The sequence below is a fragment of the Sarcina sp. DSM 11001 genome (assembly GCF_900101015.1).
Lineage (GTDB): Bacteria > Bacillota > Clostridia > Lachnospirales > Lachnospiraceae > CAG-791.
In genome coordinates, this window is sequence record NZ_FNFZ01000001.1 from 1 (window position 1) to 26,966 (window position 26,966).

General features: G+C 41.1%; 19 protein-coding genes. All 19 read left to right on the forward strand.

Annotation, left to right across the window (positions count from 1 at the left end):
• The coding region (locus BLT02_RS00005; RefSeq protein WP_242869644.1) for a reverse transcriptase domain-containing protein at positions 1–395 on the forward strand (395 nt) is incomplete at its 5' end.
• A complete protein-coding gene (locus BLT02_RS17000) occupies positions 392–529 on the forward strand; it encodes a hypothetical protein (RefSeq protein WP_175453602.1) in 138 nt (45 codons plus the stop codon). The genes BLT02_RS00005 and BLT02_RS17000, both read left to right, overlap by 4 nt.
• Positions 530–558: 29 nt before the next feature.
• Positions 559–816 (forward strand): hypothetical protein, encoded by a 258-nt coding sequence (locus BLT02_RS00010; RefSeq protein ID WP_139187329.1) that lies wholly within the window; start codon positions 559–561, stop codon positions 814–816.
• A gap of 538 nt (positions 817–1,354) precedes the next feature.
• Positions 1,355–2,947: a P-loop NTPase family protein gene (locus tag BLT02_RS00020; RefSeq protein ID WP_092990809.1), complete on the forward strand. Its 1,593-nt coding sequence runs from the start codon at positions 1,355–1,357 to the stop codon at positions 2,945–2,947.
• 157 nt (positions 2,948–3,104) lie between these two features.
• Positions 3,105–4,916, forward strand: a complete 1,812-nt coding sequence (locus BLT02_RS00025) for a glycosyltransferase (RefSeq protein WP_278277361.1) — start codon at positions 3,105–3,107, stop codon at positions 4,914–4,916.
• A 1,025-nt stretch (positions 4,917–5,941) separates the two neighbouring features.
• Positions 5,942–7,900: a hypothetical protein gene (locus BLT02_RS00030; protein WP_139187331.1), complete on the forward strand. Its 1,959-nt coding sequence runs from the start codon at positions 5,942–5,944 to the stop codon at positions 7,898–7,900.
• A complete protein-coding gene (locus BLT02_RS00035) occupies positions 7,890–10,550 on the forward strand; it encodes a P-loop NTPase family protein (RefSeq protein ID WP_092990812.1) in 2,661 nt (886 codons plus the stop codon). Before BLT02_RS00030 ends, BLT02_RS00035 begins: the two co-directional genes overlap by 11 nt.
• Positions 10,551–10,586: 36 nt before the next feature.
• On the forward strand, positions 10,587–13,358 hold the full coding sequence (locus BLT02_RS00040) for an amidohydrolase family protein (RefSeq protein WP_092990813.1): 2,772 nt from the start codon (positions 10,587–10,589) through the stop codon (positions 13,356–13,358).
• Between the two features lie 555 nt (positions 13,359–13,913).
• Positions 13,914–15,734 carry an aminotransferase class I/II-fold pyridoxal phosphate-dependent enzyme gene (locus BLT02_RS00045; protein WP_092990814.1) on the forward strand — a complete coding sequence of 607 codons (1,821 nt, stop codon included), beginning with the start codon at positions 13,914–13,916 and terminating at the stop codon, positions 15,732–15,734.
• 38 nt (positions 15,735–15,772) lie between these two features.
• Positions 15,773–16,738: an ornithine cyclodeaminase gene (locus BLT02_RS00050; protein WP_092990815.1), complete on the forward strand. Its 966-nt coding sequence runs from the start codon at positions 15,773–15,775 to the stop codon at positions 16,736–16,738.
• Positions 16,739–17,369: 631 nt separating this feature from the next.
• Positions 17,370–18,803: an exopolysaccharide biosynthesis polyprenyl glycosylphosphotransferase gene (locus BLT02_RS00060; protein WP_092990817.1), complete on the forward strand. Its 1,434-nt coding sequence runs from the start codon at positions 17,370–17,372 to the stop codon at positions 18,801–18,803.
• A gap of 353 nt (positions 18,804–19,156) precedes the next feature.
• The gene (locus BLT02_RS00065) at positions 19,157–19,990 is read left to right on the forward strand and encodes a glycosyltransferase (protein WP_092990818.1); all 834 of its coding nucleotides are present in this window, start codon (positions 19,157–19,159) and stop codon (positions 19,988–19,990) included.
• Positions 19,991–20,024: 34 nt separating this feature from the next.
• The gene (locus BLT02_RS00070; protein WP_092990819.1) at positions 20,025–20,444 is read left to right on the forward strand and encodes an FAD synthase family protein; all 420 of its coding nucleotides are present in this window, start codon (positions 20,025–20,027) and stop codon (positions 20,442–20,444) included.
• The gene (locus BLT02_RS00075) at positions 20,428–21,297 is read left to right on the forward strand and encodes a LicD family protein (RefSeq protein ID WP_092990820.1); all 870 of its coding nucleotides are present in this window, start codon (positions 20,428–20,430) and stop codon (positions 21,295–21,297) included. Before BLT02_RS00070 ends, BLT02_RS00075 begins: the two co-directional genes overlap by 17 nt.
• Before the next feature lie 12 nt (positions 21,298–21,309).
• A complete protein-coding gene (locus BLT02_RS00080; RefSeq protein ID WP_092990821.1) occupies positions 21,310–22,260 on the forward strand; it encodes a sugar-transfer associated ATP-grasp domain-containing protein in 951 nt (316 codons plus the stop codon).
• A gap of 95 nt (positions 22,261–22,355) precedes the next feature.
• A complete protein-coding gene (locus BLT02_RS00085) occupies positions 22,356–23,462 on the forward strand; it encodes a glycosyltransferase (protein ID WP_175453604.1) in 1,107 nt (368 codons plus the stop codon).
• A gap of 26 nt (positions 23,463–23,488) precedes the next feature.
• Positions 23,489–24,598, forward strand: a complete 1,110-nt coding sequence (locus tag BLT02_RS00090; protein WP_092990823.1) for an EpsG family protein — start codon at positions 23,489–23,491, stop codon at positions 24,596–24,598.
• Between the two features lie 89 nt (positions 24,599–24,687).
• Entirely contained in the window at positions 24,688–26,085 is a 1,398-nt protein-coding gene (locus tag BLT02_RS00095) for a lipopolysaccharide biosynthesis protein (RefSeq protein WP_092990824.1), read from the forward strand.
• 31 nt (positions 26,086–26,116) lie between these two features.
• Complete coding sequence (locus tag BLT02_RS00100) at positions 26,117–26,914, forward strand: LicD family protein (protein WP_092990825.1); 798 nt, start codon at positions 26,117–26,119, stop codon at positions 26,912–26,914.
• The last annotated feature ends 52 nt before the right edge of the window (positions 26,915–26,966 follow it).

Sequence of the window (26,966 nt, forward strand, 5' to 3'; positions counted from 1 at the left end):
CGGTCTGTTCTCCGATAATTGCAAACCTGTACATGCACTACGTGCTGATATGGTGGTTCAAGGAGAGGATACAGCCATTACTGAAAGGATACAGCGGGCTCGTGGTGTACGCTGATGACTTTGTGGCGACATTCCAGCACAAGAATGAAGCGGAGTGGTTCTATGAGCAACTGAAACGTAGGATGGGAAACTTTGGACTGAGTCTTGAGGAAGAGAAGAGCCGTCTGATAGAGTTCGGGAGATTTGCGGAGCAGAACTGCGCGAAGAGAGGAACAAGACCGGAGACATTCTCCTTTCTCGGATTTACACACTACTGTTCCAAGAGCAGGAAGATACACTTGGCGAAAGCATCCTCAATGTTTATGCTGCGACAGGAGAAACATTCATTATTTTGATCGATGAATATGATGTGCTTGTAAGAGAAGAAGCCGCCGCTCCTCTGTTTGAAGAATATTTATCTTTATTAAACGGTCTGAAGCCATATCTGACAGGATCCGGCAGAATTTTGCCGGGACAAAAGATGCCGTAATATCAATGCTGGCAGGGGAAGGTGTAGAAGTGAATGTGACACGTTTTCTGAATACGATGTCTTCATTTCATACAAAGGATGATCTTTTCACCTTCCTGATCCATCTCGGATATCTCGCCTACGACATGAAGGACAGCACCTGCCGGATTCCGAACCGGGAAGTTCGCGGGGAGTGGTCTAATGCAATTGAGACGGAAGCCGAATACGCTGTAACATCAGATATTATCCAGTCCTCCAGACAGCTGTTGTCCGATACGCTGAACATGGATGAAGAAGCTGTAGTGTAGCAAGGGCGCTGGACATCTCTCACATACATGTAACAAGCAACAGGAGCTATAATAACGAGGACGCACTGCAGAGCGCTGTTTATCTTGCTTACATCTATGCCCTGAACCGCTATACTGTGATCAGGGAAATGACTTCCGGAAAAGGCTTTGCCGATGTCGTTCTTATCCCTTTTTATACTGGAGATCCGGCACTGATCATTGAACTGAAACGAAATGACAGTGCCGGGAGCGCACTTCGGCAGATAAGGGACAGGTAGTATTACGATTCTCTCAAGCATTATCAGGGCAATCTCCTGTTTGTCGGGATTTCCTACGATGAAAAGATGAAGACACACACTTGCCGGATTGAAAAATTTATAAAACAGTAAAAATACAGGTCAGGACGGAATTGTCACCCGATTATTTGGGATTCGTCAAAGAACAACCCTCAAATTACAAATGGAAAAAGCAGGTGTGAAAGCATCTGCTTTTTGCTATAATCAGAAAAGATTAAAGCGGATGTGATAACACCGGGAAGCTGGGAGCAGGGGGATATTGCTTGAAAACATTTAATACGACAGCGGTATGCATACCGGAAAAGCATTATATGGTCGATCTCTCCGAAAGAGTGACTGAGATCAAAAAACTTGTCGATTCCGGCAAGTATTTTACCATTAACCGCGCCAGACAGTACGGGAAGACAACAACGATTGATGCCCTCTGTCGAGTACTCCGGGGGCAGTATATTGTTATCAGTCTTGACTTCCAGGATATTGAGTACGGCAGTTTTATAAATGGCGGGGAGTTCTCTAAAGCTTTTGCCAGGATTTTGCTGGACGCCTCTGAGTTTGATGATCTGGTGCTGCCGGAGAATATCAAGGAGAAACTTCAGGCTTTAAATGAGAAAAAAACCACGGAAGTCAAAATGGATGATCTGTTCCGGGTTTTTCGAAGTTGGTTTAAAGAGGAAGAAAAATCGATCGTACTTATCATTGACGAGGTAGATACCGCCGCCAATAATCAGGTTTTTCTTGATTTTCTCGCGCAGCTTCGTTCTCTGTATCTTAAGAGGGAAAAGAATCCAAGAACAAAGACTTTTCAGTCTGTTATTCTGGCCGGAGTGACAGATGTGAAACATCTGAAAGGAAAGATCAGAGAGGAAGACCGGCATAAGGTCAACAGCCCTTGGAACATCGCGGCAGACTTTGATATTGATATGAGCCTCTCGGAGTCCGGCATCAAAGGTATGCTGGACGAATACGAAGCAGACCATCATTCCGGGATGAACATGGCAGCCATCGCGCAGCTTATTCGGGAATACACGAATGGATATCCTTTCCTGGTAAGCAGGATCTGCCAGCTGATTGATGAGCAGGTCAGCCGCAAACTCGGGATGGATGCCGCATGGTCCGGAATCGGCTTTGATGAAGCGATCAAACTTCTCCTGGCGGAAAACAATACACTGTTCCAATCATTGACAAAGAATCTGAACAACTGCCCTGAATTAAAAACCGCTATTCGCAGTATCCTGATGGAGGGAACAAAACTTGCATACAATGCCCAGCAGGATGAAATACTCCGGATGCAAATGTACGGACTGATCAGGAACGACCATAACACGGTTCGTGTGGCCAACAGAATCTTTGAGACGATGCTGTACAACCTCTTCCTGTCAGAAGAAGAACTGAAAAACAATGTTTTTTCCAGGGAAGGTGATTTGGCAAAGAATCTGTTTGTGCAGGATGGAAAACTCAATATGCGGCTGATCATGGAGCATTTCATTGCCACATTTACAGAGATTTTTGGACCACTGGAGGAAAGATTCAAGGAGAAAGACGGAAGAGAGCATTTCCTGCTCTATCTGAAGCCAATCATTAATGGCACAGGTAATTATTATATTGAAGCCCAAACCAGAGATCAGACCAGAACGGATGTTATTGTCGATTATCTGGGGCAGCAGTATATTATAGAACTGAAGATATGGCGCGGGCCGCGCTATAATGCCGAAGGAGAGAAACAGATCAGTGAGTATCTTGATTATTTCGGCCTTTCTACAGGTTATATGCTAAGCTTCAATTTCAACAAAAACAAGCAGCCGGGCGTTCACCCGGTACACATTGGAGAAAAGCTGCTGTATGAGGGGGTCGTTTGAACTAAGCCAGCCTTGTATGTCAGAATAATTGTCAGGAGAGACGGTGCGGGCGTATTTCCTGATGATTGTAGTGGGAGCAGAATATTACTCTTTATTTGTTAGAAAAATGAAAAGCCTTGCCGGAAGGTAGTTGACAATGACAGATGAGAACAAAAATATGGCTTTCCGTGAAGAAAAAAGTACTGTAAGACCTTTGGTATCAGTCTGTATTTCAGTCTATAATGGAGAAGACCACTTGAGAAAATGCCTTGATTCGGTCCTTTCTCAGGATATTAGTTCTATGGAAATCGTTCTTGTGAATGATGGATCTACAGACGGTACATCAGAGATCATGCATGAATACCAGAACAGATTTCCGGAAATCAGGATCATTGAGCAGGAAAACAGAGGGCTTGCACAGGGCAGATGGACGGGAGTAAAGAATTCCACTGGAAGTTACATCACCTTTCTGGATGCGGATGATTATCTTCTTGAAGGTGCTTATAAAACAATACTTCAGTTTATGGAGAACAATGAAGCTGATATTTACGAGTTTCAGACGATCCGGGAAGGTTATTATTCCAAATCGCCCTATTCCGGGATTATGGAGGCCGGACAAGTCCTGGCAGATTATTTTAACGGTGTAAAAATACCAGTGAACTACTGGCTCCGGTGGTTTAAACGTGAGCTGTTTTCAGAATCCGTTTTCCCTGTTGGCATTTCTCTCCATGAGGATGTATATGGTTTTCCCTGTCTTCTCAACAGAGCGGATACAATAGCATATATAGGGAAGCCCCTCCATGTCCATATAAAGACTCCTGTCTCTATAATGAATACCCTTTATGAGAAGAAAAACACCAGAGAATATTTTGAAAAACAGAAGATATTACTGCTGTCGATTCCACACATTGTTTCAAACATTGGGCAGAATGTGATCGACACAGAATATAAAGAATCATTCTCTCATTATATCACCCGAACATATCTGAAGATCGTTTTCATGGATGTTAAAGGTATTTCTTACAATGAGAAGCTGGATGCAATAATTGAAACGCTCGGGCTGAAGATGTCAAGGAGAGAACTGGAAAGGTACATCTCTCAGAATGTAGGGCAGCAATCCAGGCTTAACTGTGTCATCCACCTCTTGGGGCTGCATGAGGGTTACCGGCTGTATGATTTGAGAAAGAGGCTTTCTCACTCTCCACTGTGGGGATTGCGTAACAGGACAAGACGTTTATCCCGGAGAATGCGATATAAAGTGGATATGGTATCTCATCCTGAGCAGACAAAATGTTTCTGTCCATGTTGTGGCATGAAATTCCGTGAGTTTAAGGAGGGCCCCTTTTTAAACCGGCCGGATAGATATGATCCCAAAAGATATATAAACATTGATCAATCTGTCCTGTGCCCGTTTTGCGGTTCTATGCCAAGACACCGGATTCTTGCGGCCTGGTGTGAAAAACATACTGAACTCCTCCGATCATCGACGATTCTATACTTTGCTCCGGAACCAAATATGATGCTGTGGATGAAAAGAAACAGAGTAAAGTGCACCACAGCAGATCTGTTTCAAAAAGCGGATCTTACCCTGGATATTCAGAAGACAGGGCTGCCGGACGAATCCTATGATCTGATTATCGCGAACCATGTCCTGGAGCACGTGGATGATTTCAGAAAAGCCTTGAAAGAGATACACCGCATCCTGAGACCAGACGGCCTTTTCATCTGTTCCTTCCCGATGGACCCGAAAGTAGAAACTCTGGACGAAGATGAAGGCATTAAGACCGATGAGATGCGCCTTTCCCGTTACGGACAAAATGACCATAAGAGGCTTTTCGGTCTGAAGGCAGATCACCTGCTGGCTGATGCCGGTTTCTCTGTTACGGTGATTAAAGGCGAGGACTACCCTGATGAAATCCTGCCTGTTATTGGACCTGCAGACTATGATATGAATCGACTCTTCTGCTGCAGGAAATTCAGGATAGAATAGAAGTGAAAAGAATTGGAAATCTGGCTGGACAGCAAATAAAGACCAGGAAACTATCGCCAACATAGTCCTGATTTTGTGCTTTGCAGGGTGATGGGAGTATTTAGAATAGCACTGGCAATGGTTATTTTTAGTATTTGCCGCCAACTGCCTTCTATGTCCCCGGGTTCTATTCAACCGGTATTTTAAGAACGGAAAACTGAAGGAATACTGGCTGGATCACATTTCCTATTTGATGACTATGTTACTGACCGCAGGGACAAGCTGGCTGATCTGTGATTTAATACTGCCTTTGAGCATGTCCGAAACAAGAGGATGGACCGGCTTCGGGACGTTGGAGCCTGACACCGTTACACCAATGTGTCTGGAATATGAATAAAACATGAACGCGGTTAAAATTTATATAAATCCCGTCATATAATAAACTATGATTACTTTGGATGAGAACTTTGCATAAAAGTTCCACTAAAAGTTACATTTTTCCCCGTGTTACTTTAAAAACCCAGTAAATATGCGGGTTACTCGTATTGAAACGACGTATGAGCTCGTTGACTGAAAGAGAACTTTAATAAATAGACAGCATATGGTACCAGTGAAGATGTGCTTTTGCCATATTTCTGATGGTATTATGTCTGTCAAAAGAGGAAATCGATCAGGGGACTCAGAAAAGAGGGTTTCAGAGTTTTTCAAAGTAATTGCGGAGGCTGTACCCAAGGGGCAAATATGTGGACCAGGACTATTAAAACGTTAAGTTGATCATACGTTGGAGTGTTGAGGGCTCTATTTGATGGCTAAAAAGTTTGGGAATCGAGGGTCATGTGAATCGATTTTTATATCGATGAGCTTCAGCGGATAAAGTTTGACGATTTGCATTTAAAAGTGTACAATTATTTAAATTTTTTTTTATTTCTGATGTTTTAAGATGTATGTCTGAGTGTGATCGTTGATTTGGCGATAAAACGAAGAGTTAAATACGTGAGTATATGTTATCGCTCCACGATAACATAATTGAAGGACAGGTTAGTGCGATGCAGTTGAACGATTGGGCTATAAAGTTTTCGGGAGCAGAGTTTGATGGAAACACAGCCGAAAAACTAAAAACTTTTTTTAACAACATATGGAACAGTCCAGCAGAGTATAAAGTCCTCATGGCAAGAAGGATGTTCAATCTACATTTTGCTATGAAAAAAAGTATCCAGGCGGAGAATAATGAACAGTATTTGCAGAAAGGGATTATGTCTAATACTGCTTTTTTGTTATCCGGAAAGAATATCGTATATTATTACCTGCTAAGAGGGGAATTTCCGAGGATCCTCATATGCGATGATATACTTCTTCATGGAAGGAGTATCCTGAGGCTGATTAATTCTCTTGAAGGGATAGTTCTTTATTATTTATCCAAAACAGAAAGTCAGTTTGAGAAAGAGACTGTTCTTCATGAACTGAGAAAGTCGATTTTGATTTATGTGTTCGCCCAGAATGCGGAAGGAGTTCTGATTTCTTCAGACTACCAGCTGCTTGCGGCACAGCGTCTGTCGCTAAAGGAGCTGCGAAGCCTCTCTAAGGAGTTTTCTCACTATATTCAGAGATGCGGAGTAGCCAATACAAGTTATGTCCTTTCCATTACGTTGCCCATTGGCAGTTTATCCTGGGAGAAAGAAATGCCAACGGGTGCAGAAGGATCGTTTGCATATATGGGCTTTAGGCAGAAGTTGTTTGCGCGCTATGAGAGAGAGAGCATACTAGATACGATACGAATTCGATACTCCAGGGAAAGGTATCCGCAGAAAGAGATTTGTACGGGGCTAACTTTGTTTGGGGACATTCCTTTTGACAGTTTTGATTCATTATGTCGGGATTTGTCCGATTATTTGGGAACTTTTGCTGTCTATAAACGTATGACGGAGTTGCTGGCTCTGGAAACTGAAGAAAAGGAGCTGATACGTTCTCGTGGACAGCTTGTGACATTTTTATATTCTACCATTGCTCTCGCTGATTTTCTTAGGGAGAAGATGCACTTAGATGATAATGACCTGGTAAGGGTACTCCTGTCCAGTGACTATGAAAAGGTGGCAGCCAATTTCGCGGGAGGCGAGCGCTTCGTGTTTGAAATTGTTGCGTTGATTAATACCATAAGTCAGGATCATCAGTTTGTCAGGTGTTTAAAACAGATGCTTTCACGAGTCTCCATTGGGAGGCTGATTTTTAATCAGGAGAACAGTACAGTTTCTTTTCAGCCAATTGTTGAGGATGGTCACACAGATGACATGGAAGAGGATTCACTTTCCTTGCCGTATCGATATGTTCAGGATATATTCTACGATGTCGGAATGGATGGGGAGTATGATGCATATCAATGCAAGACAGGCAGAAAGATATTTGATAGCAGATCAACAGGGTATGATAACATTACTTTGGGAAAATATCTGCAATTGATCGAGAAATATGGGGTAAAGGATATTCCCGGCATAGGTTATATGTACGGATTGATGGATGAGGGACAGCTCACCTTGAATATTGAAGGTAATATGGAGGACTGTACGATTCGTACGATCTTGAAAGCGGGTGAACTGGCCACATATGTCCTGCCAATGCGTTATTCTGTCTTTATTCCGGCTTTTTCCATGCTTGAGCGAACATGTGGATTAAAAGAACCTTTTCTACAGGGGGAGATTAGTGGTTTTATCGATTATTTACAGGATCATTGCTTTGCGATAGATAATATACCAAAGAACCAAGACTTGAAATGCTTAAAGAACCTAAAGGAGGATAAACAGCGCCTTCTCCAGATTTATTCAATTGGTCAGAAGTTCTCCGACTGGGATTTATCCTTGAAACGACCGGAGCAGACAGAGGAAAACAGAGCGGTTTTTTATGAGGAATTATTAAAGTATGTAGAGGAGTCTTTACGTAGAGCTTATTATATATCTTGCATAAGGGATTATCTTGCATTCAAAAAGACGGGGAGACAGAACGATGAGCAATAATATCGTGCAGGTAAGTTTTATTCATGGACAGGAAATCGAAATAGTCATTGAAGACGTCGGCAGGTCTTTTGCAAAGCATGGCATAATGGAGCAGTGTTATCGGAAAGCACTTGATGCTTTGGGTGTATATATCAAACAGACTGGGCCTGTGCGAAGGAAACTGAACAAACCGGAGACAAGTGAATCACAAAAGAATAATATTCTCTATCGTTCACCGCAGAATATTTTTGCGTTTTCAGGAAGACGTGGTGCTGGAAAGACCAGCACCATGCTTTCTTTTACGGAATTCCTTTCTGATGCTGTTTCTGTGTCAAAAGAAGAATCTCTTTCTTCGGCCAGGTTTTTTGTGTTGAATCCAATAGATCCTACTGCCCTGGAGGAAAAGCAGAATATATTGAATACGGTTTTGGCTCGCATTCTATTTGCTACGGAAGAAGAGTGGAACAGTTGTATGGATTTTCACAGGATTCCAAAAGATCGGGAACAGGCGAAGAATGCTCTTCTTCAGAAAGCCAGTGCCTGTATGAGTGGAATTCGGGCTGTAAAGGGTGACGGAATTGTCAGTTCATTGGCGGAAATACAGAAGATCAGCGACAGCGCTGTACTCGAGCTGGATTTCTATGAACTTGTAGACATGGCTCTGGAATTTTGCTCCTCAGGCAAAGGCTCCGATTATAAGAAAAATAATCAATTTCTCGTTATACCGATTGATGATACTGATTGCCAGATTCAGAAAGCATATGATGTGCTGGAAGACATCCGTAGATATTTAACGATTCCCAATGTCATCATTTTGATGGCGACAGACCTCGAGATGCTGCGGATAGTGTTTACTCAACATTTTGCAGAAAAGTTTCGATTTGGGATGGAGCGGACATCTATTTCCAGTAATGTGGTGTATGAGACTGCAGGAAAGCATTTTTCCAAGCTGGTTCCTGTGAGGCACAGAATCTACCTTCCGGAATTTGAAGACTTCATCAAGCAATCGTTGGTTATTTTGCTTGGTTACTACGAGGATGAATCAGAAGATCTAGACCTGATTAGCGGGACAACAAAAGGTGAAAGAGAAAAACTACTGCCGGACAAATCATATACATGGGAGCTTCGAAAAAGTACCTGTCTGGATGTTAACTTTCAGGCAAAGATTCTTACGTATATTTTCAAAAAAACAGGAATATACTATGCAGAACATTCTGCATATATCAACCATATGATTCCGACCACTTTGCGGGGAATGGGTTATCTTCTAAATTTCTTGCATTCAATGGAAGAGATAAAAGATCTGGATGTTTCTGTCTTTAATAATAAGTTGAAGTGTGCGGATGAACTGGAAAAGCAGCTTCGTTCCTATGAGTACAATCTGAACCAGTTTGAAAAGTACTTTATTTCAGAATGGATTCCGACAAAACTGCCCATTGAAATGGTTGAGCTACTCAAAGGGATTGCTGAGCAAGTGCCGGAAAATATTGTGAACTATACACTGACAGAACTGCTTGCCAAGTATTACGACAGTCCTTCTGCTTTATATGAATCGTCTGCTCTTATGGTTAGGAATTCACGACAAAGAAGTGGTTCTTATATAGAATTGATGAAGTTGCTGGCCCAGAACAATGGAAGAGGGAAAAACGGTAGTTCTGAGATTTTAATAGATCCCCATACAAAGTCTGAAGATTATTTCTGTACTTTTGCAGTGCATACGATTTTCTCGATTCAGAATACCAGGCATCTGCTTCATGTAAAGGAAAGAATGATTCTAAAATGGATGGAATCTAGGAAGATAGAAAATCCTAAATTCCCCTTGATCAATTATCTTATTGGTACAGAGAATAGGTCATTTCCTGATGTGTTTACAGAAGACGGGGAAATAGAGGAAGGATGTGTGTTGAGGATTCTCGATGCGGTGACCGGATCTAAGTATTCTTCGAAAGAATCGGATGATAATGTTTATATTAAATTTCTGACCTCGACGCTTAATGTGATAGGAAATATCCTATCCGGAAAGGTTACCGAAACTAAACTGGATAATCACACGTTGTTTAGGGTGCAGGAGATTGCCGGGATACTGTTCTGCGATTGGGATGCACAGGAAATCTTCTGTAAAGTACTTCGTGATTTTATCCAGAAAAAGATGTGGAGAAGATATAAATTGTTTAAAGGAGAGTATCTCTTTGAAGAAATCATGACTGCCATAATTTCCAGAAATTGTGGGATGCTTGAGAAGAAAACGATTGATCTTAAGAAGGTCTATGCTGCATTTGACTTTGAAAAGGAAAAGAATAGTAGAAAAGTAATAGAGAAAAATGTGGCTGTTGCTAAAAGAAATGAAGAGCTCTTAGCTCGATTAACCAGGGATAAAAACGATGTCGAGAATCTTATAGAGACTTTGGACTATTCCTTCATTAGTCCAATAGTGGAAGACAAACTGAAGATCTTGTTGGAGAATATAAATTCGGATTTAAATATTATTAATGATTCTCTGGGCAATGCGACAGGGATAGTTAAAAAATGGACATTACCGCTCTCGATGGAAAAGGCTCGATTGCAGTCATATATTGATAAAGGAGACGCACAGCACGATGTTCAGGAATTAAAAGAGATTTTGGGCCAAATTCGAGACATACTAATGCATATTACAATAGAGTTAAGATAATTATGGATTTGGCTTAATCAATGAGGAACAAGAGGCATGCTTACAGATGTGCGGGTGTTGGACTTATTATACAGGAAGATTGAGCCCGGTAGGATTCTTCGAGAGCTGCTTGATGGATCAATAGATGGTATAGAAAATTCAAAAGCTGGAGTGTTTAGAGACAATACTCTTTTCCTTGAGTACGCAGAGTCTACTTTATATGGGTTTTCAGAGGATGAACAGAGCTTGTTATATGACTATGTACAACAGGTGGCAGATGACTGGTGCGGGGGGCTGGAAAGGGTACAGTGTGAGTTCCTTGTTCCGCTTATGGCATTTTCCGGAAGGCATCTTAAGATAGAAGGAGGAGTACCTGTGTGCCGAACAGGGATGGCACTAGACTGGAGAGATGCGTACCTGCGGATTGGACAGGATTTGCTTGTCTGTGCGTTTCTTGTCAACCGGGATTACAGGAACCTTATTAAAAGGAAAGATTTTACCTGGCCTGTTATTTTGAGAACTGATAACTCTGAGCTTTATACTATATTGGGAGAAGGAATCGCAGAGAATCATAACCACTTGAACGGCGGGACACTGTCTTTTCAGATTACCTGGTGCCGGTTGATGAACTATCCGGAACAGATTAGGAAGGAACTGATAAGCTTCAGAGACGGGAACCTTACCTATGGGATACATCGTGGCAGCAGAGAGGGAATAATGGATCTCTATGAGATTCTGGAACTTGCTGCTTTGCTCAGGAGTATATTGTTCAGGTGCTTACACAGGGATGCATTTATTAATGATGACAGTCGGAGGAGATTGACAGATCATAGAAGCACAGGTTTTCTACATGGGAACAGTGCTTTTCATGAAAGTCTCGCTTTTAGCGGAGAGCAGGCTTTTGGGGAAGAGTACCGCAGCTTTTGGGGGGAAAGGGGAAATAATATCCTTGAGCGTATTGTGGGTTCACTTCGCATCGATTATGGCGTGAAATTGAATGTGATGGGGCATTCCTCATACTGTCTGGACTATGCTCTTGAACCGGAGTTTGCGCAGCAACATGCGGATTCGGGTGTTCGCCTCTTGATCGGGGAGCGGGCATTTCTGTATAGATGTATGCAGGAATGTCTGTCTGAAAACGGGTTCACGGCATTTGAGAAAAAGCTGTTTTATCTATATATTGTTTTGCAGTGTAAGTTTCGAAGTGAAATGATTCAGAATAATATGCAGGTCGGATTTAAAAACTTCCAACATTATCAGAATCGAAAGGGAGATACTTGGTACTATACACCTTATTTCAGTGAAGCTGTTCGTCTTGCTCTGAACAACAGGCTCAGTGCAGAGCAGATAATTTCTTTAGAGGGGAGGATGGTGCCGGATCGCAGTCCCAGGGAAAATATAAGGATCTTGAAGTTGTATGATACAGCAAAGCGGTTTAACGACTGCAGAGAATCATTGGCAATGAATCGTTCTTTATATGAATTTGATTCTGACACAGAGTGGAGACAATTTTCGAATGCGCCATGGTTTTATGTATTTCATTTTATCAAAAGACGTGATGACCGACCTTTAAGGGGCCCCTCGTTTTGGATGATACAATGTCGACATGAGAATCTTAGGCAGACTGTTATTGAACAGGCCCGCGCGCTTGCAGATGCATTAAACACTTCTCCATATTTTCGGAGCAGGGTACGTGGAATTGATGCCGCTTCGAATGAGTTTTTGTGCAGACCGGAAGTATTTGCTGTAGCCTATCGATTTCTGGATGCCATGCAAACGGACTGGAATGCCCTTAATGATGGTATGCAGGATTCTGTTCCGATCCGTCTTGGAAAGACTTTTCATGCAGGAGAGGATTTTCTGGATATAGTGGAAGGACTTCGTGCGATTGACGAGGCAGTGGAATTCCTGCATCTGGATTCCGGGTGCAGGATCGGACATGCACTGGCCTTGGGAGTAGATGTTGAGGTCCATTATCACAAGAAGCATCTTGTGGTGGTTACCACGCAGCAGGAACGGCTGGATGATTTGGTATGGCTGCTGTTTCGCTCAAAGGAACTTGGAGTGACTATACCGTATTCATTGGAAGCTTCCCTGACTGGAGAAGCGAATCATCTGTTTCGAGATATTTATGGAACTGCTGTTAATAGTAATGGATGGGAATGCAACCTGCAGGATTACAGGTACAGTATGAAGTTGCGGGGAGATGATCCTTCTGTATACCAAACGAGAAGATATGTTCCTCCCCGCATGAGCGGAGATGAAATTGTTCGTTACTATGTAGATACTACTGACGAGATATTGGAACATTATAGGGTAAACGAGCGAATTGCAGGTATGTGTTATTACTATCAATATGGCATCGAGGAAGCAATCTGTGGATCCAGGACATACACATTCAAAGTTACAGAGGAATATCGCACATTGATGTATGCCGTGCAGAAGGCAATGATGGAAGAGGTTGGAAGGAAGCGTATTATAATTGAATGCAATCCTTCTTCCAATGTTTTGATCGGAACATTTGGAGATTACAGACTACATCCTGTTTTCAGATTTAATAACCGGCATCTGGATCGGTACAAACGGTCTGAATCGAACCCCTCTAATGACTGCCAGCAACCTCAGATGCATGTAAGCATTAATACCGATGATCTCGGTGTATTTGATACGACACTTGAGTTTGAATATGCTCTGATTTATGAAGCTTTGACAGATCCGGATAACAATACGGTGTATCCTTTTTCTGGGGATAGAGATGTCATGGAATATATTGAGAATCTCAGAAAGATGGGGATTCGGGCGACTTTTCCGCCGGCTGCTCAAAGATGAATGCCTTAACTTCCTGAGGATTTCCGACTAAACGGAATTCCGACTCGAAAAACAATCGTAGAAAAGTAAAGAAAATCGCTATTTGTCAAGGTAGTTACCTGCCTTTGCAATGCCATTTAGCCAGTTGTTCGATTGATATCGAACAGCCGGACAAAACCGGCAGATCGTTACTTCCCGGTATGAAACGTCTCCATTCTATCAGATTTTGGACATGGCAAACAGACAGCCGGAGCAGGACTGCCTTGGAAACAGCGGTATTCGGCGGGAGTGTCAGCCTACCAACGTAGTCAGGCAATCGGTAATGTAAATGAGGCAACAATAACAAAATATATAGCAGAGCAATACGAGCGGAATCGACTGGAAGGAGAGCCCCGCTGAGGCAAGCCATGAAAAGCCGCTTTTAAGCGGCCACCAGTAACAAATGGAACAGGCTTGCTAAACCACCGCCTTTAGGCGGAATCACAACAATGCCCTGGAGGGGCTAACTCAAACCACCAGCGGAGCTGGTGGTCCTGACTGTGTATTCGGAGAGTTGAAAAGCAAGGAGAAACCACTATGCAGGCAATTATTTTAGCAGCTGGAATGGGAAAAAGGCTTAAAGAATTAACCAAAAACAACACGAAGTGTATGGTAAAGGTAAACGGTGTAACGCTTATTGATCGTATGTTGCATCAGATTGAAAGACATCATTTGTCACGTATTGTTATTGTTGTCGGTTATGAGGGACAGAAACTGATTGATTACATCAATACATTGGACATTCAAACACCAATTGTGTATATTAATAACCCAATATACGATAAGACTAACAATATTTATTCTCTCTCCCTTGCTAAAGATTGGCTCTGCAAAGACGACACTATTCTTTTTGAGTCTGATTTGATTTTCGAAGATTCAGTACTTGATGCAATTGTTTTTGATCCACGGGGTACACTTGCGCTTGTGGATAGGTATGAATCCTGGATGGATGGAACATGTGTAAAGCTTGGTGACGATGATACTATCGAAGCCTTTGTTCCCGGAAAGAAATTCAAATTTAACGAAATAAAGGAATATTATAAGACGGTTAACATCTATAAATTTAGCAGGCATTTCTCGAAAACGCATTATGTGCCTTTCTTAGAAGCATATCAGTCCGCTCTTGGGCAGAATGAATATTATGAACAGGTATTGCGCGTTATTACAATGCTGGACGAACCTGAAATAAAAGCAAAAAGGTTAAGCGGACAGCGCTGGTATGAGATTGATGATATCCAGGATCTGGATATTGCAGAATCAATTTTCACTCCGGATGAGGATGAGCGTGTGAAGTTACTTCAAGGTCGGTATGGAGGGTATTGGCGTTATCCTAAGCTTCTCGATTTTTGCTACCTTGTTAATTCCTATTTCCCGCCAGCAAAAATGAAAGATGAGTTGAGAGCAAATTTCGATACTCTTCTTACCGAGTACCCTAGCGGAATGAAGGTTAATAGTCTTCTTGCGGCTAAAAACTTTGGAGTACATCAGGAAAATATCATTGTAGGTAACGGTGCTGCTGAACTTATTAAGAGTCTTATGGGATACATAGATGGAAAGGTCGGTTTTATCCGTCCAACATTCGATGAGTATCCGAATCGGTATGACAGGGAAAACTCTGTGGATTATATTCCAGACAATGAAGACTATTCCTATACAGCAGACGATATTATTGCCTATTTTAATGAAAAGGATATACAAAATATTATATTAGTTAACCCTGATAATCCAAGTGGGAATTACATCCCCAAAAAGGATCTTCTTAGGTTGATATACTGGAGCAGAACAAAAGGCATTCATATTGTTATAGATGAATCCTTTGTGGATTTTGCGGATGAGCCGGATAATACACTGATTAACCAAGCTATTCTTAGTGATAACCCCCATTTATTTGTAATGAAAAGCATTTCCAAATCTTATGGTGTTCCCGGGTTGCGCTTAGGCGTTCTGGCCTCTGGCGATGAAAAAACCATCTCAAAGATGAAAAAGGATGTATCGATTTGGAATATAAACTCCTTTGGTGAGTTTTATATGCAAATTGAGGAAAAATACAAGAAAGATTATACTGATTCACTTTTAAAATTTAGAGAAGAACGTACAAGATTCCAAAAGGAATTATCAAAGATTAAAGGTGTTCGGGTGATTCCTTCACAAGCGAATTTTGTAATGGTAGAACTTGAAAAGGGAATTTCTCCGAAAGAGCTGCTTAAATGCCTCCTTATCAAATATGATTTATTGATTAAGGAGCTGACAACGAAAACAAATGGACGTAACTATCTTAGACTGGCTGTACGAGATAAAAAAGATAATGATGTGTTAATTGCTGCTATGAAAGCAGAATTAGGATCAGCTGATGAATAACCACATGTGTATTTTAGTTGAGAGAAAGGATATATGAAATGAAGATTATTAGTTTTGAGGACGTCAGTTCTCTGAAAATCTCTCCAGTGCACTGCTATGAATGGGTTAGTGAAATGATATCCAATAAGTCAAGTGCATTTCTTCCTCCTAAGACACATATGAATATGCCAGGGAATATTTTTTGTAATGTAATGCCATGTTTAGTTCCTAATTCTCAGGGCCTAATTGGCGGCGTAAAAGTTGTTACCCGATATCCACAGAGGAAACCTTCGTTAGATAGTAAAATTTTGCTTTTTAATGCAGATACTGGAAATTTTTTAGCATTGATAGATGGAAACTGGATAACGGCAATGCGTACGGGTGCGGTAGCTGCTCATTCAGTAATTCATCTAGCAAAAAAAGATTGGTGTACTATAGGGATGATAGGTCTTGGGAATGTTGCCAGAGCCACCATGCTTATATTGGCTTCATTAGTTACAGACAAGCATATTACTGTAAAGTTGTTACGATACAAAGATCAAGCTGAGCTATTTGCTGAGAGATTTAAAGATTTTTCAAACCTAAATTTTCAAATTGTTGATACCATCGAAGAGTGTATTAAAAAGTCAGATATTATTATATCTTGCGCGACGTATTTTGAGAATGATATTGCGCCTGATGATTGGTTTGAAGAAGGTGTCTTAGTTGTTCCTGTACATACACGTGGATTTACCAACTGCGATTTATTCTTTGATAAAGTATTTGCTGATGACACAGGACATGTGGATCATTTTAAGAATTTTGCTAAGTTCCGATATTACGCGGAAATAAGTGATGTGATTAGTGGTAATGCTATAGGCCGCGGAAATGATAAAGAGAGAATTCTTGCGTACAATATCGGCGTCTCTATTCATGATATCAATTATGCTGCTCACATTTATAATATTTTTGAGCAAACACCAGAGGCTTTTAATCATTTGATGGACGCGAAACTGAAGGATCCTTCAAGTAAATTTTGGGTATGAAGTGTCCTTTTCTCTACCACTGCATCCGCTTGTTAGAGCATATACTTTCTCATAGTTCTTTGCAAAACTTTTTGTGGGAAAGAAAGTACGTTATAAAATGGATTATGTAATTTTTGCACTGCCATTTTGTAGGTTTTACAGAGTCTTATGACGACCTGATGGGGATCGGTAAAACCTTTTGCAAACCACACACCTGCCAAGGCAATCGAACTGTGCAGCGGGGAAGTTTTCCCTGCCCGGAGAGATTTTCGCTGGAGAGATTTCCTGGCTTTCCTGGAGATTTCTATTTTTTTCTTGCATAAAATAGAATCATGTATTAACATAAAATAGTTTTGTAGGGCAGGCATCATAATACAGGACTATCTCAGGGAGTTAAGAGGGCAAGCAGTAGTCAGACACAAGAGTTACGGCGAACCCTTTTGTATTAATTGTAATACAGGGGCTTCTTCGTAATAATGGAAGCTCCTGTTTTGTTTATTGATGCGCGATTTTAATCGCGCCTTTTGTCGTTGCCGAAGAGGGGGATTGCCGGGGATGTAGTGTAGTATTTAGCAAGTAGTAACTTCCGCCCGGCAGTAGCTGCCCTGTTGTAGCCAGACTAATTTCTTCTATTAATACAAGGAGAAGATATATGTCTTCTAGAGTTCGTTATCCTATTAAAGATAGAGATAAAACCAGGCACAGGCTCTGGCTTCGATTTATCAAGATGATCAATGTTATCCTGATCACTGTCCCTTTTGCGTTTTGTTGGTATTATTATTACGCAGAGAGATTATATTCCCCTTTTTATGCAAGAGGCGACAGGATTATTGTCGCTCTGTTTATGGTTCTCTATATCCTGTTTGGCAGGATATACTCCGGGTTCACTATTTCCTTGAACAGGATTTCAGAGATTGTCTACAGTCAGACACTGGCGATTTTTTTTACAAATGGAATCCTCTATATCGTAACTTTGTTGCTTACTAAGCACTTTCCCAATCCTATTCCTTTATTGTTGTCAATGGCGGTGGAGGTTCTTTTGTCCGCCATGTGGGCTGGTGGAGCGCATACACTCTATTTTAGGAGGCAGGAACCGATTCGGACAGTCATTATCTGGGATATGCGAAAAGGACTTATGGATCTGATTAATTCCTATGGGCTGGACATACGTTTTAATGTTGTCGCTACTCCGAATATCTGGGATGTTTTTAAGAATCCTGATCAATATCTGGATCAGGCTGAGGCAGTTTTTTTGATAGGAGTACATAGCCATGAGCGAAACCAGATTATCAAGGTCTGCGTACAAAGGGGGATCCGTGCGTATATTATCCCCCGGGTGGGGGACGTATTAATGGAGAGCGCGCAGCCATTACACTTGTTCCACTTGCCTATCCTTATGCTGGAACGTTACAATCCCGCACCGGAGTATCTCTTTATTAAACGTGTGTTTGACATCCTTGCCTCCGGTATTGCTCTAATCATTCTCTCTCCACTTATGATTATTGTTGCGCTGATGATCCGTCGTGACGGGGGAACCGCATTCTACCGTCAGAAGAGGCTGACAAAAAATGGAAAAGAGTTTTACGTATTGAAATTCCGAAGTATGAGGATGGATGCAGAGAAAGACGGCGTAGCCCGTCTTTCAGCGGGAGAGAATGACCCGCGCATTACACGAATTGGCCGTTTTATACGTGCTTGCCGCATTGATGAACTCCCTCAGCTGATCAATATCTTGAAGGGAGAGATGAGCGTGGTGGGTCCGCGCCCTGAACGGCCGGAGATTGCAGCTCAGTATGAAGAGAAGTTCCCAGAATTCTCGTTGAGACTCCAGGCGAAAGCCGGGCTTACGGGGTATGCTCAGATATATGGGAAGTATAATACGACGCCTAGGGACAAGCTCTTGATGGATCTCCAGTATATTGCAAAACCGAGCATTGCTGAGGACTTGAAGATAATATTTGCTACTGTGAAGATCCTTTTTTTGCCGGAGAGTACTGAAGGGATTGCAGAAGGACAGACCACTGCGATGGACTATAGAAATGAAGCATTTCGATCAAAAGATGGTGAAAATAGCGAGGATATTTAGATAAAATAGACAAAACTCAAGGCGGCTTCCGAAGATTTTAAGTATGTGTGCTATAAGTACTCTGCTTATAGAAGAGCAGAGGTTTATGTAGCAAACACATACCAACTCATCGGCTTTTGCTATGTGCTTTCGATAGTTCCAGACAGGAACAGGGCGGACAACGATATCGATTCAAGCTGAGAGTGCCTGTGAATGTTGTCAGAAATGAGTTTCTTAACTTGGTACGAGAAAGTAGAGTGATAACTGCTCCGAAGCGTGGAATTCGTTTCAGAGCGTTTCACTATGTTTAGGGGAAATTTGCATTCCTCGACGAATTGGCCGAGTAAGGTCTAATGAGGGGAGAAGATTCTTCAATGGATGGTGTTGATAACAGCTACTCTGTCTTAATGAGTGTTTATGCAAAAGAAAAAGCAGAGTATCTGAAGCAGGCAATGGATAGCATATGGAATCAGACCATGCCGACTGATGATTTTGTGCTTGTTTGTGATGGACCACTGAATGAAGAACTGGATACTGTGATTTGCGAGATGCAGGTTGCGCATCCGGTCACATTGCATGTAGTGAGACTGGAAACTAACGGCGGGCTGGGAAATGCGCTGAATGTTGGGATTAAACACTGCAAGCATGAGCTTGTTGCTCGTATGGATTCAGACGATATCAGCAGACCAGACCGGTGTGAGAGACAACTGAAGGTATTCCAGGCACATCCTGACGTAAGTATTGTCAGCGGAATCGTAGAAGAGTTCACGATGTCTACAGATCAGATAGAAGCCCGCCGTGTACCGCCGGAGACTCAGCAGGAAATACAGTTCTTCGCTAAGAAACGCAATCCATTTAATCATCCCTGCGTGATGTACAGAAAATCAGATGTTGAAGCAGCGGGAGGATATCTAGATTTTTATCTATTAGAGGACTACTACTTGTGGATTCGGATGCTGCAGAAAGAGAGCCTTGGATATAACCTGCAGGAGCCGCTGCTTTGGATGCGAGCTGGTTCAGATATGTATAAGCGACGTGCCGGATGGAAATATGCAAAGAGTCAGAAGGCGTTATTCAAGTACATGAAGAATAGCGGGTTCATAAGCGAGACTCAATACTTAAAAAGTGTAGCTGTACGGACTGTGTCGTCAATCACGCCGAACTGGCTGCGGGAATTCATGTTTAAGACAGTAATGCGGAAGAAATAAATAATAATAATAGAAAATACTCGGAGTTAAAAGGATGGTTATTGGCTATACAACAGGAGTCTACGATATGTTTCATATTGGTCATCTGAATATCATTCAGAGGGCAAAAGAGCAATGTGATTATCTTATTGTTGGTGTTACAACTGATGAGTTATGTATGAAGAGAAAGAATAAACTCCCTGTTATTCCGGAAGCAGATCGTATCGCCATAGTGAGAGCCATCCGCTATGTTGACCAGGTTGTTCCCCAGAATGATATGGATAAGCTGAAAGCTGTGAAGGAATATCATGTCAATAAGGTGTTTGTTGGTTCCGACTGGAAAGATACTCCCTCATGGAATCAATATGAAAAGGAGTTTGCAGAGGTAGGTTGCAAGGTTGTCTATCTTGATCACACGGATGGAATAAGTTCAACAATTTTGAGGGAGAGACTGAACAGTGAGAAACACTTATAAATACGTTCGTAATGAACTTGAAGATACATACGGTTTTCTGAAACTGCAGGACAAGATCCTTGAGATCATGGTGGATCTTGATCATTTTTGCCAGGAAAATGGCATCACATATTTTCTTATGGGGGGATCAGCGCTAGGCGCTATGAGGCATGGTGGCTTTATCCCCTGGGATGATGATCTTGACATTTTTATGCCATATAAGGATTATATGCGATTTATTGAACTGTGCAAGACAAAGCTCGATAAAAAGAAATACTATCTTCAAGTTGAGAATACTGAGGAACTACCCTATTTTTATTCAAAGCTTCGTATGAATGGAACTACGTATATCGAGGAAGTTCATCGGAATCGAAAAAATATCCATCAAGGTATTTTTGTCGATATCATGTGCTTAAATAATGCTGCGCCAGAAGGATATCGCCGCAAAGCACAATATCAGTATGCAACACTCCTTAGGGCAAGCGCGATTACACATTTGCCTGAGTATAAGGCTACAGGGAAAAGAGCAGTTGCTTTATGGATTGCAAAAACTTTTGTTAATGGTGGTGTAAAAAAACATCTGTTAAAAGTTATCAGAAAATATAACAACGAGTCCACTGTTGATGTTGCCCATGTATTTGGCAGGGCCAAGTTTAAGAATGCGTATTATCCGGCTCGATTATTTACGAGCCAAAGGTATGTACCTTTCGAGCAGGTTCAATTAGCTGTCCCGAATGGCGTGGAGGAGTACCTGACGCTTCGATATGGCCCTAAGTATATGGAAATGCCAAGCGAAGAAACAAAGGCGGAGTATCAGACGCATACATATGTTTGGGATACTGAAAAGGACTATACAGAGTATTTAAAGGACTGAGGAGAAAAATCGATGGCTATTTCTAGCTATACCAACGGATTGAAAAGGCTAACACATACTTTAGCTCCGATAGCGGAGCATTATGGAAAACCTAAAATGGTTTTCTGGATAGATTATTTTTGGGCTTATCTTCGATACGGTATTACTCCTAACCAGTATATTGGTTTTCGGATATATGAGAAGAACGGAAGAGAACGTGCAGAGTTTTACACGCATCGGCAACATAAGGCATTTGAAAAGAAACTGAACGATCCGGCACATTATTGGACATTTTGGAATAAGCAAGAGTTTAATGAGGCTTTCTCCGAATTTATCCATCGTGATTGGATGTATTGCGAAGGAAAGACTCCGGAAGAAATTCGGGCATTTTTGGATGGACATGCAAAGGTTATGGTCAAGCCGACATCGGCGTCTTCAGGTCACGGCATCCATGTGTACAAGGGAGAAGCGATTACTGATCTCATAAATCAAAAGGCTCTTCTGGAAGAGTTCGTAGTTCAGCACCACAAAATGTCTGAACTGAATCCTTCGAGTGTTAACACTGTGCGAGTTTATACCATTCTTGACAGAAGCAACACCCCACACATTTTATCCGCCTCTATCCGGGTAGGGGGGGTAAACAGCGAAGTGGACAACTATCATTCCGGTGGAGTTGGCTATCCACTTGATGTAGAGCACGGTGTGGTAATGGCTGCTGGCAGGACAATCACCGGGGAAAACTGTTTGTATCATCCGGGCACAGAAACAAAGGTTATTGGTTTTGAAGTTCCGAATTGGAAAGGACTTGTTAATTATATATATCGCGCCACTCAAGTTTTCCCTTCGGCTAGAATGATTGCCTGGGATGTTGCAGTTCTTGAAAATGGGTTTGAAATGATTGAAGGAAACTATAATGGGGATCCTGGCTTTATGCAAACACCGAGTAATACTGGCAAAAAGAGAGAAATACTGAAATATATGTAGCGTGATGTAGAGGAAGAAGCTAACATTAATAAGTATACAGGTTCGATTGTGATTTTTAACATGGCTGGCTAAGAATGAGAGGAACTGATAAGAGAATGAGGGATCAAATTAGAGTATTAATGTTACTTCCTAATCTGAGAGTTTCAAATGGTGTGACCAGTTATGCGATGAACTATTTCAATAGAATTAATCACAATTCTGTTCATATGGATTTTGCTATATATAAAAAGAAAGAAAGCCCATATGAAGATGAAATTTTAAGCTCAGGGAGCAAGATTTTTTTGCTTCCACCAGTCAAGAATCTTCCTGCACACGTTAAAGCCTGCATTGATATTTTGAAAAATGAGCATTACGATATAATTCATGATAACAGTATGTTGGTGACCTACCCGATCATGCGGATTGCAAAAAAATATGTCCCTGTACGTATTCTCCACAGCCATAATTCAAAGCTGGGAGAAACTGCAAAAAAAGAGAAGCGAAATGCCTGTTTTCTCCCGTTCTTACTTAGACAAGCAGATGCTTATGCGTCGTGTTCGAATCTTGCAGCTAAAGCCATGTTTGGTGATGCAAGTTATGAATTTATTCCAAATTTCGTTGACGCAGGGAATTATCATTTTGACGAATCTGTGCGCCAACGCATAAGACGTGATATGAAAGTCGGAAATAAGAAGATTATTGCTACTGTCGGTCGTATGGCTGCGCAAAAGAATCCTTTCTTTGCTCTGGATGTGTTTGAAGTAGTTGCGGAAAGAGAACCTGATGCAGAGTACTGGTGGATAGGCAGCGGCCCTCTTGATAAAGATGTTTCTGAATTTGTTGGTAAGCTGAAACATAAAGACAGAGTGAAGTTACTGGGCAGTAGGAATGATATGAAAGATTTGTATCAGGCAATTGATTTGTTCTTCCTTCCATCTCTTTTTGAAGGACTTCCAGTAACGGGAGTTGAAGCTCAAGCAATGGGGTTGCCTTGCATCATATCTGATAGTGTGACAAGAGAAATGGTCTATACAGACTTGGTAGAATTTGTCAGTCTACGCAGCAGTAAAGAAGACTGGGCAAATGTAGTGTGCCAGAAACTGGAGGAAACTAATATACGTAGAGATAGAGGAAGAGAACTCCTGAATAGTAGGTTTTCAAGTACAACTGCTGGGAAGTTTTTGGAAGGGTATTATAGAAGACTACTGCAAGACGGGTTATGACTAAAGAGTAAAGGACGTAAAAAGGAATGACAATTTACTTAGTCCAGGTATTTCTGATTCTACTTATGAGCGCAGGGCTCCATCCTGCAAGTAATGAAAAAGGAAAGAGAAGGTTTCTCTTTCTCTCGTTTGCTTTGCTCACAATTGTTTCGGGAATCAGAGGATATACAGTAGGTGCGGATACAAAAGTTTATGTACGTTGGTATGAGAATATAGACTATATTGCAATCAACAATGGTCGTTTTGAAGCTGGATTTACCCTCTTTATGAAGGCGTTGCATAAAATTTCATCCAATCCATCATTCTTGCTCTTTATATCGTCAATAGTATGTATTGGAACATTCTGTGTTTTCGCTAACAGATATTCAAAAAAACCAACGATTAGTGTCCTTTTATATGTGTTGTTAGGCTCATATTTTTCACAGATGAATATAATGCGACAATCGCTTGCTCTTTCGATTACAATGTGGAGTTTTATGCTCATCTTGGACGACAGAGAGATTGAGCTGCATAGTTTGCGTAGAGTGGTAATTTCAGCCCTTCTTATTCTGCTCGCTACAAGTTTCCATACGATTGCAGCAGTCTGTTTTATAGCATGGGTTCTTTTAATTCGACAAGGTCAAATTGAGGATAAGACTAAACTGACTATGCAATGGGCAGTCATGAGGATGTTACTTATTGCAGGCATATTTTTCGTGGCATATTCGGTTGTTATGCGATTGGTGATAGCTATTCTGCCATGGTATGCGAATTATTTTTATGGAACCTGGAGTGATTCAAATTATTTTGCCTCACTTTTTAAGATGCTAATCAGCGTTGTGTTTCTGATCGTAGGTTCTTTCGTCTTGCGAGGTCGGAAGCTCACAAACGCGCAGAGGTTCTCCGTGATTATGCTGGGATTAAATATCGTATTTCAGGTTCTGGCTATGAGAATGGAAATATGGGGAAGGATTGCAAGCCTTTTTGGCATTTATACATATTTGCTTTGGGTACCTGAGTTTCTTAACGAGATTCAATTAAGGAATAATAGACGGATTATTGAATTCGCCATAACTGGTTTTTCCTTTCTGTACATGCTAATTGTTCTGGTATTCCGCCCTGAGTGGACGTTGGTTGTACCGTATGTTATCAAATAATACGGATGTTTTAAGATGATGATTGCAGTCATAGTGATAAAGGTTTTCAAAGGTTTTTATACAATACAGCAGAAAAGTAGGATGGAAGTATGGCGAATAAATATAAGGATCTGGTCAAAGATACAGTAATCTTTGCTGTCGGGAATATTGGTTCAAAATTAATCCTTTTTTTTCTGGTTCCGTTGTACACTGCTTCAATGACGAAGGAACAATATGGAACCTCTGATCTGATATTCACTATTGCACAGCTGGTATTACCTTTCGTATCTGTAGTAATATATGATGCGTTAATTCGATTTGGATTATCAAAAGATCAGAAATCTGAAGATGTACTATTAGCGGCATATATTGTGCTTGTAACTGGAACGGTGGTCACCTTCGTCATTACACCGTTATTTGGCGTGTATAAGCTGATCAGTAATTGGAAATGGCAGTTGTCTATTTATATTGTTCTCAGTGCATTTAATGCATCCAATATGAATTACTTAAAGGTAAAGGGAAAAAATGTTTGTTATGCTGTGATCGGCTTGACACATACTGCATTGATGGCGGTTTTAAATATAATTCTTCTAGCGGTTTACCATCTTGGAATTGATGGATACTTGACGGCAAACATTGTTTCCATGGGTGTGTCAGTGCTTCTGTCAATAATCGTTGCAGGAATTCCGACAGATCTTAGAAGAGCAAAATTCCGCAAAGATCTGTTAATTAATATGACTATGTTTTCCGCTCCGTTAATCTTAAACAACATTTCCTGGTGGGTTGTTCACTCATCGGACAAGGTCATGGTTGAGATGATGCTGGATGCTGCAGCACTGGGGTTATACACTGTATCTGCGAAAATTCCTGCGCTGATTAATGTATTAATAAACATTTTTTCTCAAGCTTGGGGGATTTCTTCAGTAAGAGAATTTGAAAACTCGAATGATTCAAAGTTTTATTCATCGGTGTTGGAAGCTTTTTCATTTATCTGCTTTGGCGCAAGTATTGTTCTTATTGCAATCATCAAGCCGTTTATGCGGCTGTATGTTTCTGCGTCTTTTTTCGATTCGTGGCGTTATGTGCCGATCTTACTTGCTTCTGCTGCTTTTGCATCAATAGCGTATTATTACGGTTCATTGTATAGTGCACTGAAAAAATCAGGAAGAAACATGGCCACGACCTTGCTTGCTGCAGTTGTTAATATTTTTGTGAATTATGTGGGAATCAAACTGGTTGGAATATATGGAGCAGCAATCGGAACATTAGTAGCGTACATTGTTATGGCATTTGCGAGAATGATCGATGTTGGACGATTTATCAATATTCGCATCAACAAGAGCCGTTTTGGTCTTATATGTTTCCTGTTATTAGTGCAAGCGACACTTGTTACGTTAGATGTATATGGATATTTGGCGTCTGGTGTTGTTGTCATAATTTATTTTCTTTTGCAATATCAGATGATAATTTCAATAAGTCGCAGGATTCTTGGAAGAATCAGAAAATAACTACAACGGGAGATTGTTTTGGAGCCGGTTTATGAGAAAGCTTTCACTTAAAGAGTATAAAGAGAGAATACTGGGCATACTTGTAAAAGTTGACCGTATTTGTCGAGAAAATAGTTTTAATTACATGATTTGCTACGGAACTCTTCTTGGTGCAGTAAGGCATAAAGGGTTTATCCCGTGGGATGACGATATCGATATTCTTATGCCCAGGGATGATTACTATAAATTAGGAGAGTATATAATCAATCACCCTGAGTTGGATTTGAACTATATAGATATTTCCAACAGGAAAGATACTATATATTATTGTGCTAAGGTGTGTGATGCCCACACTATCATTACGCAAGCCGCTCATTTTCGTCCATTGGAAGGTTATGGTGCCTTCATCGATATTTTTCCGTTGGACTATCTGCCTGATGATGAGGAAAAAAGAAAAAATTACAAAGCCAGAGCTTTATACATGCAGAGACTGGTAGAACATTCATCTCATCTGAGACCATATAAGGGAAAAGGATTTAAGCAAACATTGCTTATATATATCGGTTTTTACTATGCGCATTTGTTTGATACAAGAAAGATACTTGAAAAAATGCACAGAGACTTTCAAGAGAATGACCACATTCAAACGAACTGGGTTGGGGTTCCTTTCGGTACTGCATTTCATGCTGCAAGTTTTACAAGAAGAGCAGAGTATTCATTTGAAGGATATCGTTTTTTTGGTCCAGCAGATTTTGATAATGTTTTAAAAATGGCTTATGGCGACTATATGACAATTCCACCGGTTGAAAAGCAGATTACACATGCGGTTGAATGCTATGCAAAGGAATAATGAGTTATGCTAAGAACATTTACTCGCTAAGGATTAGAAAGTCAGGGAAATA

Excerpts from the sequence above, each read along its gene's own strand:
- BLT02_RS00030 (WP_139187331.1), top strand. The coding sequence starts at position 5,942 with ATGCAGTTGAACGATTGGGCTATAAAGTTTTCGGGAGCAGAGTTTGAT.
- BLT02_RS00025 (WP_278277361.1), top strand. The coding sequence starts at position 3,105 with ATGGCTTTCCGTGAAGAAAAAAGTACTGTAAGACCTTTGGTATCAGTC.
- BLT02_RS00080 (WP_092990821.1), top strand. The coding sequence starts at position 21,310 with ATGGCTATTTCTAGCTATACCAACGGATTGAAAAGGCTAACACATACT.
- BLT02_RS00050 (WP_092990815.1), top strand. The coding sequence starts at position 15,773 with ATGAAGATTATTAGTTTTGAGGACGTCAGTTCTCTGAAAATCTCTCCA.
- BLT02_RS00060 (WP_092990817.1), top strand. The coding sequence starts at position 17,370 with ATGTCTTCTAGAGTTCGTTATCCTATTAAAGATAGAGATAAAACCAGG.
- BLT02_RS00095 (WP_092990824.1), top strand. The coding sequence starts at position 24,688 with ATGGCGAATAAATATAAGGATCTGGTCAAAGATACAGTAATCTTTGCT.
- BLT02_RS00085 (WP_175453604.1), top strand. The coding sequence starts at position 22,356 with ATGAGGGATCAAATTAGAGTATTAATGTTACTTCCTAATCTGAGAGTT.
- BLT02_RS00040 (WP_092990813.1), top strand. The coding sequence starts at position 10,587 with ATGCTTACAGATGTGCGGGTGTTGGACTTATTATACAGGAAGATTGAG.
- BLT02_RS00090 (WP_092990823.1), top strand. The coding sequence starts at position 23,489 with ATGACAATTTACTTAGTCCAGGTATTTCTGATTCTACTTATGAGCGCA.
- BLT02_RS00035 (WP_092990812.1), top strand. The coding sequence starts at position 7,890 with ATGAGCAATAATATCGTGCAGGTAAGTTTTATTCATGGACAGGAAATC.
- BLT02_RS00045 (WP_092990814.1), top strand. The coding sequence starts at position 13,914 with ATGCAGGCAATTATTTTAGCAGCTGGAATGGGAAAAAGGCTTAAAGAA.
- BLT02_RS00065 (WP_092990818.1), top strand. The coding sequence starts at position 19,157 with ATGGATGGTGTTGATAACAGCTACTCTGTCTTAATGAGTGTTTATGCA.
- BLT02_RS00100 (WP_092990825.1), top strand. The coding sequence starts at position 26,117 with ATGAGAAAGCTTTCACTTAAAGAGTATAAAGAGAGAATACTGGGCATA.
- BLT02_RS00070 (WP_092990819.1), top strand. The coding sequence starts at position 20,025 with ATGGTTATTGGCTATACAACAGGAGTCTACGATATGTTTCATATTGGT.